Source organism: Pseudomonas iranensis, from assembly GCF_014268585.2.
Taxonomy (GTDB): Bacteria; Pseudomonadota; Gammaproteobacteria; order Pseudomonadales; family Pseudomonadaceae; genus Aquipseudomonas; species Aquipseudomonas iranensis.
On sequence record NZ_CP077092.1, the window covers coordinates 505,052 to 522,058 of the forward strand.

At 60.6% G+C, this 17,007-nt stretch carries 15 protein-coding genes; 6 read left to right on the plus strand and 9 right to left on the minus strand.

Translation table 11 applies throughout. The features are described 5' to 3' along the window. Nucleotides 1–64: 64 nt before the first annotated feature. Nucleotides 65–1,207: a hypothetical protein gene (locus tag HU724_RS02240; protein ID WP_186568551.1), complete on the minus strand. Its 1,143-nt coding sequence runs from the start codon at nt 1,205–1,207 to the stop codon at nt 65–67. 274 nt (nt 1,208–1,481) lie between these two features. Between HU724_RS02240 and HU724_RS02245 the strand changes: the two genes are divergently transcribed. The 3 genes from HU724_RS02245 (at nt 1,482) to HU724_RS02255 (ending at nt 5,289) form a co-directional block, all read left to right on the plus strand. Continuing rightward, nucleotides 1,482–3,416 carry a RecQ family ATP-dependent DNA helicase gene (locus HU724_RS02245; protein ID WP_186568553.1) on the plus strand — a complete coding sequence of 645 codons (1,935 nt, stop codon included), beginning with the start codon at nt 1,482–1,484 and terminating at the stop codon, nt 3,414–3,416. A 124-nt stretch (nt 3,417–3,540) separates the two neighbouring features. Continuing rightward, a complete protein-coding gene (locus HU724_RS02250) occupies nt 3,541–4,767 on the plus strand; it encodes a 3-hydroxyacyl-CoA dehydrogenase (protein ID WP_186568555.1) in 1,227 nt (408 codons plus the stop codon). A 102-nt stretch (nt 4,768–4,869) separates the two neighbouring features. After that, entirely contained in the window at nt 4,870–5,289 is a 420-nt protein-coding gene (locus HU724_RS02255) for an acyl-CoA thioesterase (RefSeq protein ID WP_186568557.1), read from the plus strand. 55 nt (nt 5,290–5,344) lie between these two features. On the opposite strand, the gene HU724_RS02260 is transcribed toward HU724_RS02255, so the two are convergent. From HU724_RS02260 to HU724_RS02275, 4 genes are all read right to left on the minus strand, one after another. After that, nucleotides 5,345–5,830: a glycine zipper domain-containing protein gene (locus HU724_RS02260; RefSeq protein ID WP_039756448.1), complete on the minus strand. Its 486-nt coding sequence runs from the start codon at nt 5,828–5,830 to the stop codon at nt 5,345–5,347. Between the two features lie 331 nt (nt 5,831–6,161). Further along, the gene (locus HU724_RS02265; RefSeq protein WP_186568559.1) at nt 6,162–8,510 is read right to left on the minus strand and encodes an FdhF/YdeP family oxidoreductase; all 2,349 of its coding nucleotides are present in this window, start codon (nt 8,508–8,510) and stop codon (nt 6,162–6,164) included. After that, complete coding sequence (fdhD, locus tag HU724_RS02270; protein WP_186568561.1) at nt 8,507–9,346, minus strand: formate dehydrogenase accessory sulfurtransferase FdhD; 840 nt, start codon at nt 9,344–9,346, stop codon at nt 8,507–8,509. Before fdhD ends, HU724_RS02265 begins: the two co-directional genes overlap by 4 nt. 92 nt (nt 9,347–9,438) lie before the next feature. Beyond that, nucleotides 9,439–10,326 carry a LysR family transcriptional regulator gene (locus HU724_RS02275; protein WP_186568563.1) on the minus strand — a complete coding sequence of 296 codons (888 nt, stop codon included), beginning with the start codon at nt 10,324–10,326 and terminating at the stop codon, nt 9,439–9,441. Nucleotides 10,327–10,464: 138 nt separating this feature from the next. Here HU724_RS02275 and lysM point away from each other — a divergent pair, with 138 nt between their 5' ends. Beyond that, nucleotides 10,465–10,914: a peptidoglycan-binding protein LysM gene (gene lysM, locus HU724_RS02280; protein ID WP_016772168.1), complete on the plus strand. Its 450-nt coding sequence runs from the start codon at nt 10,465–10,467 to the stop codon at nt 10,912–10,914. 94 nt (nt 10,915–11,008) lie between these two features. Here lysM and yrfG read toward each other — a convergent pair whose 3' ends face one another. Further along, entirely contained in the window at nt 11,009–11,671 is a 663-nt protein-coding gene (gene yrfG, locus HU724_RS02285) for a GMP/IMP nucleotidase (protein ID WP_071174081.1), read from the minus strand. 88 nt (nt 11,672–11,759) lie between these two features. Here yrfG and nudE point away from each other — a divergent pair, with 88 nt between their 5' ends. Then, nucleotides 11,760–12,329, plus strand: a complete 570-nt coding sequence (gene nudE, locus HU724_RS02290) for an ADP compounds hydrolase NudE (protein WP_016772166.1) — start codon at nt 11,760–11,762, stop codon at nt 12,327–12,329. A gap of 7 nt (nt 12,330–12,336) precedes the next feature. Further along, entirely contained in the window at nt 12,337–13,164 is an 828-nt protein-coding gene (gene cysQ / locus HU724_RS02295) for a 3'(2'),5'-bisphosphate nucleotidase CysQ (protein ID WP_024011192.1), read from the plus strand. Nucleotides 13,165–13,367: 203 nt separating this feature from the next. On the opposite strand, the gene HU724_RS02300 is transcribed toward cysQ, so the two are convergent. From HU724_RS02300 to HU724_RS02310, 3 genes are read right to left on the minus strand one after another with little or no spacing between them, the layout of a single operon-like run. Beyond that, a complete protein-coding gene (locus tag HU724_RS02300) occupies nt 13,368–13,823 on the minus strand; it encodes a YiiD C-terminal domain-containing protein (RefSeq protein ID WP_186568565.1) in 456 nt (151 codons plus the stop codon). Continuing rightward, a complete protein-coding gene (locus tag HU724_RS02305) occupies nt 13,820–15,202 on the minus strand; it encodes a sigma-54-dependent transcriptional regulator (protein ID WP_186568567.1) in 1,383 nt (460 codons plus the stop codon). The genes HU724_RS02300 and HU724_RS02305 overlap by 4 nt, the downstream gene beginning before the upstream one ends. Then, the gene (locus tag HU724_RS02310; RefSeq protein WP_186568569.1) at nt 15,199–17,007 is read right to left on the minus strand and encodes a sensor histidine kinase; all 1,809 of its coding nucleotides are present in this window, start codon (nt 17,005–17,007) and stop codon (nt 15,199–15,201) included. The genes HU724_RS02305 and HU724_RS02310 overlap by 4 nt, the downstream gene beginning before the upstream one ends.

Consider the following 17,007-nt stretch of genomic DNA (forward strand, 5'->3'; position numbering starts at 1 on the left):
ATCGCGTGAAGTAGGAATGGGACGAACAAAGCGCCAGACGTTGCTACCGATTCTTCAACGCCTTTCAACGCAGATGCTGGTAACCGGAAATATCCAGCAGGCTTGTGGTCAGTCCGGTTGCCGGGCGGTAAATCGTGCCTTTGACTGCCGAAAACGGCACGCCTTTGCTGCCCAGCGAGACATAGCGCTCGCCTTTGTCCAGTTCGGTGAAATAGGTGTAGGACTGGCTGTGCATCTTCTTGTAGCGGGCTTCGTCGCTAACGATGGCGCCGGTGAGGCGGCGCAGGTCGGTATCGCTCAGGTTGAGCGTTTTGCTCAGTGGCACGCCCCAGCGCTTGAGGCAGGTTTCCGCCAGATGGCGAACGATGCGGCCGGGCTCGATCAGCGCGTTGAGGTCGCTGCTGTTGGTGGGCTCGCCGCCGAGCGCCGTGGCGTTGCCAGCAAGGGTGGCGTGGCGACCGGCCATTGGATAGATCGAAGTCTTGGTGCCGGTAGCGGTTTGCGGGATCACGCAGCTGAAGCCTTTTGAGCGCTCGTCGCGGGCATAGAAGGCGATGTATTCCTTGACGTTGAATTCGAGTTTCACGCGGTTTTCCTGGAAGTTGCCAATTCCAGGGACTGGATCAATCGCGAAGATATTCACCGGAATATGTTTGAGGGCAGCGCCCCTGGACATTGAATTGGCAAGCATATGGCAACTGATACCACCCCGGCTCCAGCCGAGCAGATTGACACGCGTCGGAATAATGCCGTCCTTGCGGAAAGTCTTGATGATCTGTTCCTGCAACTTCTGTTGCGTGATACTCCGGTCGCCATAATTATACTGGCGCCAGAACCAGGAGCCTTCCACTTTTACATCTTCAATAGGAATACCTGCGGCTTTCAGACGGTTATATTCTGCCTCGGTAAGCTGTTTACGCTGCCAGTCGCATTTGCCTTTGATGATATTCAACGCGTGCTGCACGTTTTCATCCCAGCCTTTGCCGAATAGCGTGCCGGACAAGCCGTATTCAGTGGTCTTGGTGAACAGGTCGTCGGCTTGCAGATTGCCGCTGCCAGGGCCATCGACGACGATCCATTCGGCAAATTCGCGTCCGCTGTGGTGTGCAGCGAGCGTAGAAACGATTTCGCCGTCCCAGAAGCTTTTATGGTTTTCGTCAAACTTGTTGGAGCCGGTGCCGCAGAAAAAGATTGTTAAAGTTGTCATTTCGTTGCTCTTGCTTATGAATAAGAGCGGTCAAGTTAGTTTGAAGTGTTGTTATAAATAAAGGGTGCTGTTGTGTCTGCGTTTGTAATTTTTAAGTTTGTTATATATATGTAGCTTGGTTTTTCGAAAGTTTGTCGAGACGCTTCGATTGTTACACGCTTGGTTTTCGCTTCCCATGTATCATTCAGTATCGATTCAACCCCGACCTTTTCTCGACTCGCTGCAATCCCCCGCTAGGCTTTGGGCATGGCAGCAGTCAAAGGAGTGACAGCAAATGCACCACACCCTGGAACAGGTTTTTGGTTATCCACAGTTTCGCCCCGGTCAGGAGGCCGCGATCAGCGCGGTCCTGGCGGGGCGCTCCGCGGCGGCAATCTTTCCCACAGGCTCCGGCAAATCGCTTTGCTATCAGCTGCCGGCGCTTTTACTGCCACACCTGACATTGGTGGTTTCGCCGTTGCTGGCGTTGATGCAGGATCAACTGGCGTTTCTCAAGCGCCACGGTATCTCCGCAGGCAGTATCGATTCGGCGCAGAGCCGCGAGGATGCCAACGACGTCATGGCCCGTGCGCGTTCGGGGGAATTGAAGATTCTGATGATCTCCGTCGAACGCCTGAAAAATGAGCGCTTCCGCAATTTTCTGCAGCAGGTGCCGATCTCGTTGCTGGTAGTTGACGAGGCGCACTGCATTTCCGAATGGGGCCACAACTTTCGGCCGGACTACCTGAAATTGCCGGACTACCAACGTCAGTTCAACATTCCGCAGGCCTTGCTGCTCACCGCCACGGCGACACCAAAAGTCATAACCGACATGCAGGCCAAATTCGCCATCGCCCCGGCAGATGTTGTGACCACCGGATTTTACCGGCCCAACCTCAACCTGCTGGTCGAGCCTGTACGCGGTCAGGACAAACGCCGGCGTCTGGTCGAATGGATGAGCGAGCGTCCCGGGCAACCGAGCATTGTCTACGTGACGTTGCAGAAGACCGCCGAGCACATCGCCGAGCATCTTCAACGCAACGGAGTTCAGGCCGAGGCATACCACGCAGGTTTGCCCCACGATCAGCGTGAAGACATTCAACGCCGCTTCATGGCCGGGCAGTCCAATTGCATTGTCGCCACCATTGCCTTCGGCATGGGAATCGACAAGAGCGACATCCGCAACGTGGTGCATTTCGATCTGCCCAAATCCATCGAAAACTACAGCCAGGAAATCGGCCGCGCCGGGCGTGACGGACAGCCCTCGGACTGCCTGGTATTGGCCAATCGCGACAGCCTCAATGTGCTGGAAAACTTCGTCTACGGTGATACGCCCGAGCGTGATGGCATTCGTTATGTGCTCGATGAACTGAAAGCCTCGGTGCCGGAACGACAGTGGGAGTTTCTGCTTGGGCCATTGGCGGATCAGAGCAATATTCGCTCGTTGCCGTTGAAGACTTTGCTGGTGCAGCTGGAACTGCGAGGCCTGATCGCGCCGCGCTACGCTTATTACGCTGAATACCGCTTCAAATATCTGCTTGAGCCTGAAGCATTGCTCCAGCGCTTCGAAGGCGAGCGCAGGGATTTCGTTGCGGCGATCATCAGAACGTCCACGCGAGCACGCACCTGGGCCACAGTAGATTTCGAGGCGATGTATTCGCAGTATTCCGCCGAGCGCAATCGCGTGGTGACAGCGCTTGATTACTTCCAGGAAAAAGGCTGGGTCGAGCTTGAAAGCAAGCAGATGACCGAAGTTTACAGCCTGCTGCACAGTGATTTTGACAGCGACGCCCTGAGCGCTGAGCTCCACGAGTATTTCACTCGCCATGAACGGACTGAGGTGGCGCGGATTCACGCCATGCTTGAGGTGTTCGCCACCGAACGCTGCCTGGGTTATCGCCTGGCCGAGTATTTCGGTGACCACAATGCCCCTGAACATTGCGGGCATTGTTCGGTATGTCACGGCCAGATCGCGCGATTGCCCGAGCCGCCGCCGTTGCCAGCACTTGTGGATAAAAACTTCGCGCAATTGTGTGGTGAATTTATCCACAGGCATGAGCAGCACACAGGCAGCCTTCCGACGGCCGAACGCCTGACACGGTTCCTGTGCGGAATCAGCGTGCCGTTGTTCACCAAACTCAAGGCGCGGGCGATACCGGGTTTTGCTGCGTTGGAAGAGTATCCCTACGCAGAGGTCCGCGAGTGGGCGGACAGTCACTTGCTCGATTAAGCAGAGAGTCTGTGGTCGCTGCATCCATCCGCTGAATGTCGATCATCACGCTAATAAACTTCAAAAAGCGTCGTGGCCTGACTAAGGTTGGAATCTGTCTTCGGGCAACTCACAAGAGAACAACATGAGCCAGACAAGCTTCGAGATTCAGCAGGCTGCCGTGATCGGCGCGGGCACCATGGGCCGTGGCATCGTCATGTGCCTGGCCAATGCCGGGGTGAACGTGCAATGGGTGGATAACAATCCACAGATGCTTGAGCAGGCGCTGACTACGGTCGCCGAAACTTATGCACACAACGTGCGCCAGGGCCGCATTGATCAGGCCGAGGCGGATGCGCGAATTGCTCGTATATCTGCGGCGGCGGATTACGCGGCGATTCGCAACGTCGATCTGATGATCGAAGCGGTGTACGAGAACCTCGAACTGAAGCAGAAGATTTTTCGCGAGCTGGATGGCCTGCTCAAGCCTGAGGCCCTGCTGGCGAGCAACACCTCGGCGCTGGACATCGACGCCATCGCAGCTGCGACCCGGCGCCCGGCACAGGTGCTGGGTCTGCACTTCTTCAGCCCGGCGCACATCATGAAACTGCTGGAAATCGTGCGCGGTGCGCAGACCTCGCCAGCGGCGCTGGAGGCAGCGCTGGCACTCGGCAAGCGCATGGGCAAGGTCAGCGTGGTGTCTGGCAACTGCCACGGTTTTATCGGCAACCGCATGCTGCATCCGTATGTACTGGAAGCGCGCAAGATGCTTCTCGAAGGCGCTTATCCACAGCAGGTGGATGCCGCGCTGCAAGGCTTCGGCTTCGCCATGGGGCCGTTTCGCATGTACGACGTGGTCGGCATCGATCTGGAATGGCGTGCTCGGCAGCTAGCTGGCAAGGGGCAGGATGCGCCCGAGGTTCAGGTGGATAACCGCCTGTGTGAGATGGGTCGGTTCGGGCAGAAGTCCGGCAACGGCTACTACCACTATGAGCCGGGCAGTCGCCAGGCCGAGCATGATCCCGAAGTGGACGCGCTGGTGCTGCGAGTCAGCGAAGAACTGGGTTTCCAGCGTCGCGACATCGGTCCTGAAGAAATCCTTGAGCGCTGTTTGCTGGCGCTGGTCAACGAAGGCGCGAAAATTCTGCAGGAAGGCATTGCCGGCTCGGCCCACGACATCGATCTGGTGTATTTGAACGGCTATGGTTTTCCAGCAGAAAAGGGTGGGCCGATGGCCTGGGCGCATCAGCAGGGGCTAGCGGATATCCATCAGCGCTTGCTGGCGCTGGAGACACGCCAGGGCGATCAGTGGAAGCCGGCGCGGCTGATTGGCGAGCTGGCGGCGCAGGGGAAGGGGTTTGCTGATCGTTGACACCGGTCGGGTGTGCTGACGCGTTCGCGGGCAAGCCCGCTCCCACAGGTAAAGTGTTCGTCCTCACGATCAAATTCAAGTAAGAAAATGCGAGAACCCTGAATGAATCAACGCTCCGACTACCCCCACTTCCAGCCCATCACCACACGCTGGCACGACAACGATGCCTACGGTCACGTCAACAACGTTACCTACTACAGCTTCTTCGACACGGCGGTGAACACTTATCTGATTCAGATCGGTGGCCTGGATATCCATGAAGGCGAAGTGGTGGGATTCGTGGTGAGTTCGGCCTGCGATTACTTTGCCTCGATCGCTTTCCCCGATCTGATCGAGATCGGGCTGCGGGTTGGCAAGCTGGGCCACAGTTCGGTGCAATACGAACTGGCTGTGTTCAAGGTTGGCGAAAGCGAGGCGTGTGCGGCGGGGCGGTTCGTGCATGTGTTTGTCGATCGCGCGAGCAATCAGCCGGTGCCGATTCCTGCCGGTTTGCGCGGGGCGCTGGAACGGCTGGTGGTCTAGACGCGCAAAAAAAATCGCAGCTAAAAAGCTGCGATTTTTTGTTCAAGCCTTCGCCTTAGTGGTGGCGATAGTACTTGTGATGCTTGCGGTGGCCGTAGGCATGGCCGCGACCTGGATGACCACGGTCGCGGTAGTAGCGACGGTCATCATGGCGACGGTCGTAGCGACGATCATCATCGTCGCTCTTGTTGCCCATGTAGTTACCCAGCGCGCCGCCTGCACCGCCACCAGCGGCGGAGCCGATCAGGCTGCCGGTGGTGCCGCCGAGACTGCGGCCAACCACGTTACCGCCGGCTGCACCCAGTGCACCACCAATGGCTGCTTCGCCACGGCTGCGCTTGTCTGCGCCGACCGCACTACCACCCGCGCCGCCCAAGGCAGCGCCGATGGTGGAACCTGTATTGCCGCCTAACGATTGACCGACGACCGAGCCAAGAACCCCGCCCAATGCGCCGCCCACACCTGCTTCGGTGGTGCCTCCGGCAGAAGCGAAGCCACTGACCAGGCCAAGGGACAACAAGAGAATCGAGGAGAACTTCATAGAGGATGAGCCTCAAAGGGATGACGGCGCCGATCCTGAGGCTCTGCAATGGGCGTGACAATCAAAATCCGACGAATAACACGACTTGTATACAATATTGCAAGTTACTGTTTTTTCACCGGAACTTAACCGATTTTCGCCGGTCTTTAGCTACTTCGGACAGGCCGTTTTCATGCAAAAACGGCCTTTTTTGTGGGCGGTCGAAAATCTTCGCCACGGCATATCTGTTGACAGGTCGATCGCATTTGCGAGCAGGCTCGCTCCCACCTTTGAAATGCATTCCAAGTGTGGGAGCGAGCCTGCTCGCGAAGAGGTCATTCCAAGCGCCGGGTCAAGCCGACTTGGCCATGATCAACCCTGTCTCACTCGCCGCTTCCAGCCGGATCGCAATGAACTTCGACGTCGGCGTGTGGCTGCCATCGCCAGTGCTCTCCAGCGGCACCAGCGGATTGACTTCCGGATAGTATGCCGCTGCCTGCCCGGCAGGAATATCGAACGCCAACAATGTAAAACCTTTCACCCGACGCTCGCGACCGTCGTTCCAGATCGACACGATGTCGGCCTTCTGCCCTGGACGGAAGCCCAGGCGAATGATGTCGGCCTCGTTGGCGAACAGCACGTCACGCTGGCCCTTCACGCCACGGTAGCGGTCGTCGAGACCATAGATCGTCGTGTTGTACTGATCGTGGGAGCGCATCGATTGCAGGATCAGATCCGGCACCTGCCCGGTGGCGCGGGTGCGTTCGTGAACCAGATCTTTTGGCAACTGGTTAGCGCGGAAGTTGGCACGGCCCGAGGGCGTGTTCCACTTGCGGGCGCCAGCCGAGTTGCCCAGGTAGAAGCCGCCCGGGTTTTTGATCTTGTCGTTGAAGTCTTTGAAACTCGGGATGGTGTCGGCGATCAGTTCGCGAATGCGCCCGTAATCGGCCACCAGCCAGTTCCAGTCGACCGGTTGGCTGCCCAGCGTCGCGGCAGCGATGCCGGCGATGATCGACGGTTCCGAGCGCATCTGGTTCGACAGCGGCTGCAACTGGCCGTTGGAAGCGTGGACCATGCTGAACGAGTCTTCCACGGTGACCGCTTGCGGGCCTTCGGTCTGGATGTCGATGTCGGTACGGCCCAGGCACGGCAGGATCAGCGCGTCTTTACCGTGAGCGAGGTGGCTGCGGTTGAGTTTGGTGCTGATCTGCACAGTCAGGTCACAGTTTCTCAGCGCTTCGAAGGTGCGCGAGCTGTCCGGCGTGGCCTGGGCAAAGTTGCCGCCCAAGCCGATGAACACCTTGGCGCGACCTTCGGCCATCGCATGAATCGCCTCGACCACGTTGTGGCCATTGTGGCGCGGCACCTTGAACTGGAAGCGACGCTCCAGCGAGTCGAGGAACGCCACCGGTGGACGCTCGTTGATGCCCATGGTGCGGTCGCCCTGCACGTTGCTGTGACCACGCACCGGGCACAGACCGGCGCCAGGTTTGCCGATATTGCCGCGCAGCAGCATCAGGTTGGCGATTTCCTGAATGGTCGGCACCGAATGACGGTGCTGGGTGATGCCCATGGCCCAGCACATGATCACGTTCTTGCCTTTGGCGTACATGCGCGCGGCTTGCTCGATCTCGACCAGGGTCAGCCCCGATTGCTCGACGATCTGCTCCCACGAGGTGTCGTCGACAGTAGCGAGGTACTCCAGCACGTTGGCGCTGTGGGCATTGAGGAAATCATGGTCGAACACCGCCGGCTCGCCTGCCTTCTGCGCATCACGTTCCCATTGCAGGAGGAACTTGGCCATGCCGCGCAGCACCGCCATGTCGCCGCCGAGTGCCGGGCGGAAATACGCGGTGTTGGTCGGCTTGTCGCCGTTGGTGAGCATTTCGATCGGGTGCTGGGGATGCTGGAAGCGCTCCAGACCGCGCTCTTTCAGCGGATTGATGCACACCACCTGGGCGCCGCGTTTCACCGCTTCACGCAACGGTTCGAGCATGCGCGGATGGTTGGTACCGGGGTTCTGGCCCCAGACGAAAATCGCGTCGGCGTGTTCGAAGTCGTCGAAAGTCACCGTGCCTTTGCCGACCCCGACACTCTGCGCCAACGCCACGCCGCTGGCCTCGTGGCACATGTTCGAGCAGTCAGGGAAATTGTTGGTGCCGTAAGCCCGCACGAACAGCTGATACAGATACGCCGCTTCGTTGCTGGCGCGGCCCGAGGTGTAGAACTCGGCCTGATCCGGGCTTGGCAGATTGCGCAGGTGCTTGCCGATCAGGGCGAAGGCATCTTCCCAAGAGATTGGCTTGTAGCGATCGGACTCGGCGTCGTAGACCATCGGCTCGGTCAGGCGGCCCTGATATTCCAGCCAATAATCGCTCTGCTCCAGCAGGGAAGTGACGCTGTGCTTGGCGAAGAATTTGGCATCGACGCGACGCTTGGTCGCTTCCCAGTTCACCGCTTTGGCGCCGTTCTCGCAGAACTTGACCATGCCGCTCTCCGGCGAATCACCCCAAGCGCAACCCGGGCAGTCGAAGCCGCCATTCTGGTTGGTCTTGAGCATCATGCGCAGGTTTTTCAGGGCGTTGTCGCTGGTCAGCCACGCCTGGGCCACACTGATCAGGGCGCCCCAGCCGCCAGCGGCACCTTTGTAAGGCTTGTAGCGCGGGACAGGTTTCTGGTCGGCTTGATGATGTTGGCTCACGCTTGATTCTCCATCGCGGGGCTGTACACCCGCGGCGCACTTTTCTGCGGCAGGTGGATGAGATTGAGGTTATGGCGCCGGGCCCATTGCACGGCAAGGCCGGTAGGCGCCGACAGGCTGACCAGGGTCTGGATCCCGGCACGCAAGACTTTCTGGATCAATTCGAGGCTGCAACGGCTGGTGACAATCGCCAGGCCGCCTTCGGTGGAAATCTTCTGGCGGATCAACCCGCCGATCAGCTTGTCGAGGGCGTTGTGTCGGCCGATGTCTTCGCGGCCGAGCAGCAATTCGCCACGGGCATTCATGAACACCGCTGCATGCACCGCGCCGCAGTGCTGACCGAGCGGCTGGAACGCGCCGATGCGCTGGCGCAAACCGTCGAGCCATTCGATTGGTGGCAGGGCTGCGCCCGGCAATACCTTGAGATCGGGCAACGCCTGTTCGACGGCTTCGACGCCGCACAGTCCGCAGCCGCTGGTGCCGGCCAACTGCCGACGCTGCTGTTTGAGGTTCCAGAACGCACGGTTGGCGATGGTCACCTGCGCGTATTGCGCCGAGCCTGCGCCTGTCAGTTGCAGATCGTAGATATCGCTGGCGTCTTCGATGATGCCGCTGCCGAGGCTGAAACCGACGATGAAATCTTCGAGGTCGGTCGGCGTCACGAGCATCACTGCCTGACTGATGCCGTTGTAGGCGATCGCCAACGCGACTTCCTCGGCCAGCGCAGTGCTGGCCGATTCCTCAAGGGGTAGATCGCTGTAGCTGTAGGTCTGGCTGGCGGCAGGCGCGGGCGTTTCAATTGCTGGCGCCGCGCAGGCTGGGCGCTTGGCGTTCATGGCATCACCGACGGTTTGATCTAGGTCAAGACTAGGCGCGGCAAGTTGTCGCGTCTAATCGCTATTACCGATCTACCGATAGATGCCGTCGATCAAGCGTCTTTTGACGATTTCTGATAAAGCGCGAAACAGGCTTCTGCCAGCGCTGAACGCGGCGCGCCACGGCGCATGATCAGGCCTAGCGGGGCGAGGGTGTGGGCATTTTCGATCGGTTGCAGACGCAGGTGATCAGCAAGGGTTTCCGCGCCGCCGTCGAGGGGCATGATCGCGCAGCAAAAACCGCCGTGGACCGCTTGCAGCAGTTGATGCACGGCGTCGGTTTGCAAGAGCGGTTGCGGGGTAAGGCCACGGCTGTGGAAGTTGTGGTCGATGGACTGGCGAAAATGCATGCCGCTGGTGAGCATGCACAGCGGCAGTTCTATCAGCGACTCCCAACTCAGGGGTGCTTCGCCGAAGTTGAACGAGCGCTCGTCATAGAGCAGGCCCATGCGCGTCTCGTTAAAGGCCAGCGAATCGAAGCGCTCGCTGTCCAGACGCTCCAGATAGGACACGCCAATGTCGATGCGGTTGTTCGCCAAGTGTTCGAGCACCTGCTCGGAGCTCAGCGACGACAGCTCGAAGCGCAGGTCCGGGTGCGCCGCGTGCAGTCGTTGCATCAGCGGCAAGGGATCGAAACTCGACAGCGGCACCACGCCCAGGCGCAGCGTACCGATCAGGTTGCCGCGACAGGCCGCCGCTTCCGCCTGCAAGCCGTCATAGGCTGCCAGCACCGTACGCGCCCACGCCAGCACGCGTTCGCCCGGTGCGGTGAAGCCTTCGAAGCGCTGGCCGCGATTGACCAATGGCAGGTCGAGTTCTTCCTCGAGGCTGCGCAAGCGCATCGACAAGGTCGGCTGGGTGATGTGGCAGCGCGCGGCGGCCTGGCCGAAATGGCGGGTTTCGTCGAGGGCGATGAGGAATTTCAGTTGCTTGATGTCCATCTTCGCTCCAGGCGGTTGGCGGGGTGTGGCGATTCTACCGCCTGCGGCGCGGCAGCGTCATTGGTCGGACTGGAACCGGGTTTGGCTGGGGTGGTCTAGGCTTGGACGACTGACCCTTTATTACATGGAGTGAATGCGATGAGCCTGTTCAGTTTTTTGAAAGAAGCCGGTGAAAAGATTCTCGATGCACTGACGCCGGACAAGGCCGAGGCCAACAGCGCAGCGCTGACCAAGCACGTGCAGGAAGCGCTGACCGGTATCGATACGTCGAAGATCCAGGTCAAGGTTGAGGGCGAGAAAGTCATCGCCACGGGTGAAGCGGCGAGTCAGGAAGAGAAAGAAAAGATTCTCTTGGCCCTGGGTAACGTCGCCGGCGTGAGTGGTGTGGACGATCAGATCACCGTGACGGGTGGCGTTGCCGCCGCTGCAAAATTTGTCACGGTCGAGAAGGGCGACACGCTGAGTGCGATTTCCAAGCGCGTGTATGGTGACGCCAACCAGTACAACAAGATTTTCGAGGCCAACAAACCTCAGCTCAAACATCCAGACAAGATCTACCCGGGACAAGTACTGCGCATTCCTGAATAACATTCGAAAGCGCTTTCGCGAGCAGGCTCGCTCCCACATTTGAAACGCACTTCAGTGTGGGAGCGAGCCTGCTCGCGAAGGCAGCAACGCGACGTCAAAGCCCTGCAATCAAATCGCGGTAATCCTCGACAGCGGCAAACTCTGCTGTGTCCTTCGGCCCTTTGCGGCTGTCCGGTTCTTTCACCGCCAGCAAGTGCGCCACGCCAAAATCCCGTGCACTGCGCAGGATCGGCAAGGTGTCGTCGATAAACAGGCTGCGCGCCGGATCAAAACCGATGTCCGCCTGCAAGGCATCCCAGAACTGCGGGTTCTCCTTGGGATAACCATAGTCGTGCGAGCTGATCAGCCGCTCGAAGTATGGTGCCAGTTCGATCCGTTCCAGTTTCAACGACAGCGAATCGCGGTGCGCATTGGTGATCATGATCACCCGTTTGCCGGCGCGTTTGATTGCGTCGAGAAAGGTATCGGCATCCGCGCGCAGGGCGATCAAGTGGGCGGTTTCCTGTTTCAGTTCACGCACCGACAATTTCAGTTCCGCGCTCCAGAAATCCAGGCAGTACCACTGCAACTGGCCGGCGTGGCGTTCGAACAGCGGCTGCAATTCCAGCTCGGCCATGGCCCGGCTGATACCGTGGAGTTCGGCGTAGCGCTGGGGCAGGTGTTCGAGCCAGAAATGGTTGTCGAAGTGCAGATCCAGCAGCGTGCCGTCCATGTCGAGCAGAACGGTATCGATGTCGGACCACGGTAAAGAAGGCATGGCAACGTCTCGAACGGTGAAAAGATATCCGACGCAAACAATCGGGAAAGCCGCGTTATAGTAGCGCGTTCACGCCAAGGAGCTTTGCATGCGCCAGAAACCCACCGTACTCGCCCGCGAGATCGTCGCCACCAGTCGCCTGTTTCGCGTCGAAGAACTCAAGCTGCGATTTTCCAATGGCGTGGAGCGCACTTACGAGCGTCTGGTCGGCAAGGGCGCGGGTTATGGCGCGGTGATGATCGTCGCGATGCTCGACGCCGAACACGCGGTGCTGATCGAAGAATATTGCGGCGGCACCGACGAATACGAACTGTCCTTGCCCAAAGGCCTGATCGAGCCGGGCGAGGACGTGCTGGCGGCGGCCGAGCGGGAACTCAAGGAAGAGGCCGGTTATGGCGCGCGCCAGTTGGAACATCTGACCGAGCTGTCGCTGTCGCCCGGTTACATGAGCCAGAAAATCCAAGTGGTGCTGGCCACCGACCTCTATGAAGAGCGGCTGGAAGGCGATGAGCCGGAGCCGATGCGGGTCGACAAGGTCAACCTGCGCGAACTGTCGGCGCTGGCGCAGAATCCGCAATTTTCCGAGGGCCGCGCGTTGGCGGCGCTGTATTTGACCCGTGACCTGCTGAGCCAGCGCGGGGTGTTCAGCTATGAGTGAGACGTCGATGAATTTTCCCCATCCGCTGATGGCACCTGTGGTTGCGCTGGCTTTACAGGCTGGCGAGGCGATTCTGCCGTTCTGGCGTGCCGGCGTCGAAGTCACGGCAAAGTCCGATGATTCGCCGGTGACGGCTGCCGATCTGGCTGCGCATCACCTTATCGTTGCCGGGCTGACGGCGCTGGATCCGAGCATTCCGGTGCTCTCGGAAGAGGACGCCGACATCCCGCAAAGCGTGCGCGCCGGTTGGCAGCGCTGGTGGCTGGTGGATCCGCTGGACGGCACCAAGGAGTTCATCAGCGGTAGCGAGGAATTCACCGTCAACATCGCACTGATCGAAAATGGCCGGGTGGTATTTGGCGTGGTGACGATGCCGACCAACGGTCGTTTTTACGTCGGCGGTGCCGGGCTCGGTGCATGGCGTGGCGACGAGGGCGCTACGCCGGTAGCGATTCGGGTGCGCGATGTGCCTGCGCCGGGCGAGGCGTTTACCGTGGTGGCCAGCCGTCGCCATTCAAGTCCCGAGCAAGAGCGTTTGCTGGCCGGGTTGAGCGCCAGTCTTGGTGAGTTGCAACTGGCCAATATCGGCAGTTCCTTGAAATTTTGCCTGCTGGCCGAAGGTGCTGCTGATTGCTATCCGCGACTGGCGCCGACTTCGCAGTGGGACACAGCGGCAGCGCAGGGCGTGCTGGAAGGGGCGGGGGGCGAGGTGCTGGATCTGAGCGGCGAGGCGTTCAGTTATCCGCCGCGAGAATCGCTGTTGAACGAGTTTTTTCTGGCGCTGCCGGCGAAGGCTGCGTGGCGCGGACGGTTGTTGGAGTTGGCCCGAGGCTAACTGGCTGATCCGCAATTCCCCTCACCCCAGCCCTCTCCCCCAGGAGAGGGAGCCGACCGAGTTGTCTGGCGCTATGCATCGACCCGGAGAATCGAGTCGATTGTGGATTCGGCGAAGCAATTTCAGGTCGACGTAAATCTGTAGCATCCCCGTATCGGTTCCCTCTCCCTCGGGAGAGGGCTAGGGTGAGGGGCTGTTGATCTTCAACGGTGCAAAACGTACTGCCCGGTAAATCTAACCGCCTCGTCCTCACTTCCCGCATTCAGGATCCGCGTATCCAGCGTCAACCGCGCCCGTCCGTATCGCCGATACATCGCCACAAAGCGCTTCCACACCGCGGCATCCGATGCCGGGCAGATCGCCACGGCGTCCCCGGTCACCGGCAGCGGATAACTGATCTGCCCTTCCTGAATGACGATGTGTCCGTCAGTAATCCCTTCTTCCTGCAAACGTAGATGCAACCAGCCCCAGCCGGCCAGCACCGCGCCGCAGTAGAGGCTGCCGCCAAACATGGTGCTCTTGTGATTGACGTTGGGCGCAAGCGGCAGGTGCAGGCTCAATTGCTGCTCACGCCACTCGAGCACTTTGAGGCCCATCTCGGCGGTCAGCGGAATGTCGTGATGCAGCACCGTTTGCAGGTATTCGCTTGCGCTGCTCATTCGTTGTCTTCCCCGTGGCTGCTGTCGCCGAAATTCAGACCGTGTTTGCGCAGCTTGTCATGCAGGGTCTTGCGCGGAATACCCAAGGCTTCGGCGAGGCTGCGTACCGAGCTGTGCGAGCGCGCCAGTTCGGCGGCGATCAGCGATTTCTCGAAGTTTTCCACTTGCTCGCTGAGGCCGCCACTGACCACTTCTACCGGCGTGCCGCCGCTGCCATCAGCGCTATTGTCCAGTGCCAGTTCAAGCCCGAGGGCGAAGCGTTCGGCGGCATTTTGCAGTTCACGTACATTGCCCGGCCAGGTGTGGCGCAGCAGCAGGGCGCGGTGTGCCGGTTGCAGCTCGTGGGGGGGCAAGCCGTGGCGGACGCTGGCTTCATCGGCGTAGTGCTGGAACAGCACCAGCGCGTCTTCGCCCCTTTCGCGCAGCGGCGGGATGCGCAGCGGCGCGACGTTGAGGCGGTAATACAAGTCGGCGCGGAAGCGACCCTGATCCGCCGCCTGACGCAGGTCCTCCTTGGTCGCGGCGATGACGCGGATGTCGAGCGGGATCAACTGATTGCCGCCCAGACGCTCGACGACTCGCTCCTGCAGCATGCGCAGCAGTTTCACTTGCACGTCCATGCTCATGCTTTCGATTTCGTCGAGGAACAGCGTGCCGCCGTTGGCGAATTCGAATTTGCCGATGCGGCGTTTCTGCGCGCCGGTGAAAGCGCCGGGTTCGTGACCGAACAGCTCGCTTTCCACCACCGATTCCGCCAGCGCACCGGCGTTGATCGCTACGAACGGGCCGTTGCGGCGGCTCGACAAGTCGTGCAGCGCGCGGGCCACCACCTCTTTACCAGCGCCGGTTTCGCCGAGGATCAGCACGTCAGCCTTGGTCGCCGCCAGCGCACCGATCTGCTCACGCAGGCGCAGCATTGGCGTCGAATGGCCGACCAACCGAGCGCTCAATTCGTTGCGGTCGCTCAAGGCCAGACGCAGGCTGCGGTTGTCCAGCACCAGCCGCCGTAGCGCGAGGGCGCGACGGACGCTGTCGAGCAGCGCATCGCTGGCAAAGGGTTTTTCCAGAAAATCGTAAGCGCCGGCGCGCATAGCCTGCACCGCCAGCGGTACGTCGCCATGACCGGTGATCAGCAGCACCGGCAACTCGGGATCCTGTGCGTGCAATTCACTGAGCAGCTCGAGGCCGTCCATGCCCGGCATGCGGATGTCGCTGACCACCACCCCCGGCCAGTCACGCTCGAGTTGCGCGGCCAGGCCGTTGGCTTCGGACAGCGGCAGGATTTTCAGGCCGGCCAGGTCCAGGGTCTGGCCGAGGGCCTGGCGCAAGTGCGGATCGTCGTCGATCAACACTACCTGGATGCGATTGTCGATGGTCATGCACTTCGATCCTCGGACGGTTGCAGGCTGACTCCGGGCGCGCCGGCGCGCAGGCGCAGGGTGATCAGGGCGCCGCCTTGCTTGTGGTTGGCGAACGACAGCTCGCCACCAAAGGCGCGCATCAGCGTTTCACAAATGGCCAGCCCCAGACCCAGACCCTGGGTGCGGGTCTTGGTGGTGTAGAAGGGCTCGCTGGCGCGGCCAAGGGCTTCCATGCAGAACCCGGGGCCGTTGTCGCGAATGTACAGATTGACGCCGTCGGCGGTGGCTTCGGCACTCAGCCACAATTTGCGCGGCGGGCCTTTTTCGGTGAGCGCATCGAGGGCGTTGGCCAGCAGATTGCCCAGCACCTGACGCAAGCGGGTTTCGCCGGCCTCGACCCACAGCGTGGCTGCGGGCAAGTCGCGGATCAGTTCGACTTCCATGCTGCGCCGACGTTTGGCCAGCAATGCCAGCGCATCGTCCAACGCCGGTTGCAGAGCGACGCTTTCCGGTGCGTGGCGATCGCGGCGGGCGAAGGCACGCAAATGGGCGATGATCGAGGCCATGCGCCCGGTCAGTTCGCTGATCAGCTTGAGGTTGCCGCGCGCGTCCTCGGTGCGCTGATGATCGAGCAGCACTTCGGCGTTTTCCGCATAGCTGCGAATCGCCGCCAGCGGTTGATTGAGTTCGTGACTGATGCTCGCCGACATGGTCCCCAGCGCCGACAGTTTGCCGGCCTGGACCAGATCGTCCTGGGCGCGCACCAGCTCCTGCTGCGCCTGCTCACGCTCAAGCACTTCCTGCTTCAAACGCCGGTTGAGGCCCTCCAGATCGCTGGTACGTTCAGCCACCCGACCTTCCAGTTCGCGGCGCGCCTTGGCCTCGAAGGCGATGCGCTCCAGATAGTGCCGGCGACGTTGCATCATCAAACCCACCAGCAGCATCACCACCAACAGCGTGGCGCCGCCGATCGCGACCACCGTGCGCACCGGACGATCGATCAGCGTGCGCGGGGCGAGAATGCTCACGCTCCAGCCGGTTTCGGCGATGTCGTGGGTCTGCGTCAGCCAGGCGTCGGCGCTCAGGCTAAGCGGTCGGGGTTCGCGGGTCGGGTAGGGCTGGATCGCGGTGATCGCGGCGCGCTCGGCATCGCTCAACTCGCGAGTGGAGCGGAAACGCCATTCCGGGCGCGACGTCAGGATGACCACGCCGTTATGGTCGGTCACCAGCAGTTGTTCCGGGGTTTTGCCCCACAGGCTTTCGGTGTGGTCGAGGTCGACCTTGATCACCAGCACGCCGATGATCTTTTCGCCGTTGCGCACAGCAGCGGCGAAGAAGTAGCCGCGTTTGGCGGAAGTGGTGCCGAGGCCGAAGAAGCGTCCGAGGCGCCCGGCCATGGCTTCACTGAAATACGGGCGGAAGGCGAAGTTGCGGCCGACGAAGCTGTCGCGTTTGTCCCAATTCGACGCCGCCAGCGTCTGGCCGGACGTGTCCATCAGGTACATGACTTCAGCGCCGGTCTGCGCGGCGATGTTTTTCAGCAGGCGATTGGCGTTGCCTTGGGTCACGCCGTCGTCCGGCGCACCAAGCACCGCGCGAAGGGCCGGCAGATCGCCGAGAATCTGCGGCAACACTTCATAGCGATGCAGGGTGCCGAGCAGGTTGGCGACGTACAGATCGAGGGTCTGGCGATTCTGCCCGGCGAGTTCGCTGCGGTAATAGCGCTCGGCAAGATGTTCCAGCGGCCACAGCAGCGGCGCCAGGCACATGGCCAACAGTGCGAGGCTGCGCCAGCGAGGTCTGCGGGGGAGCGGTGGTTTCAT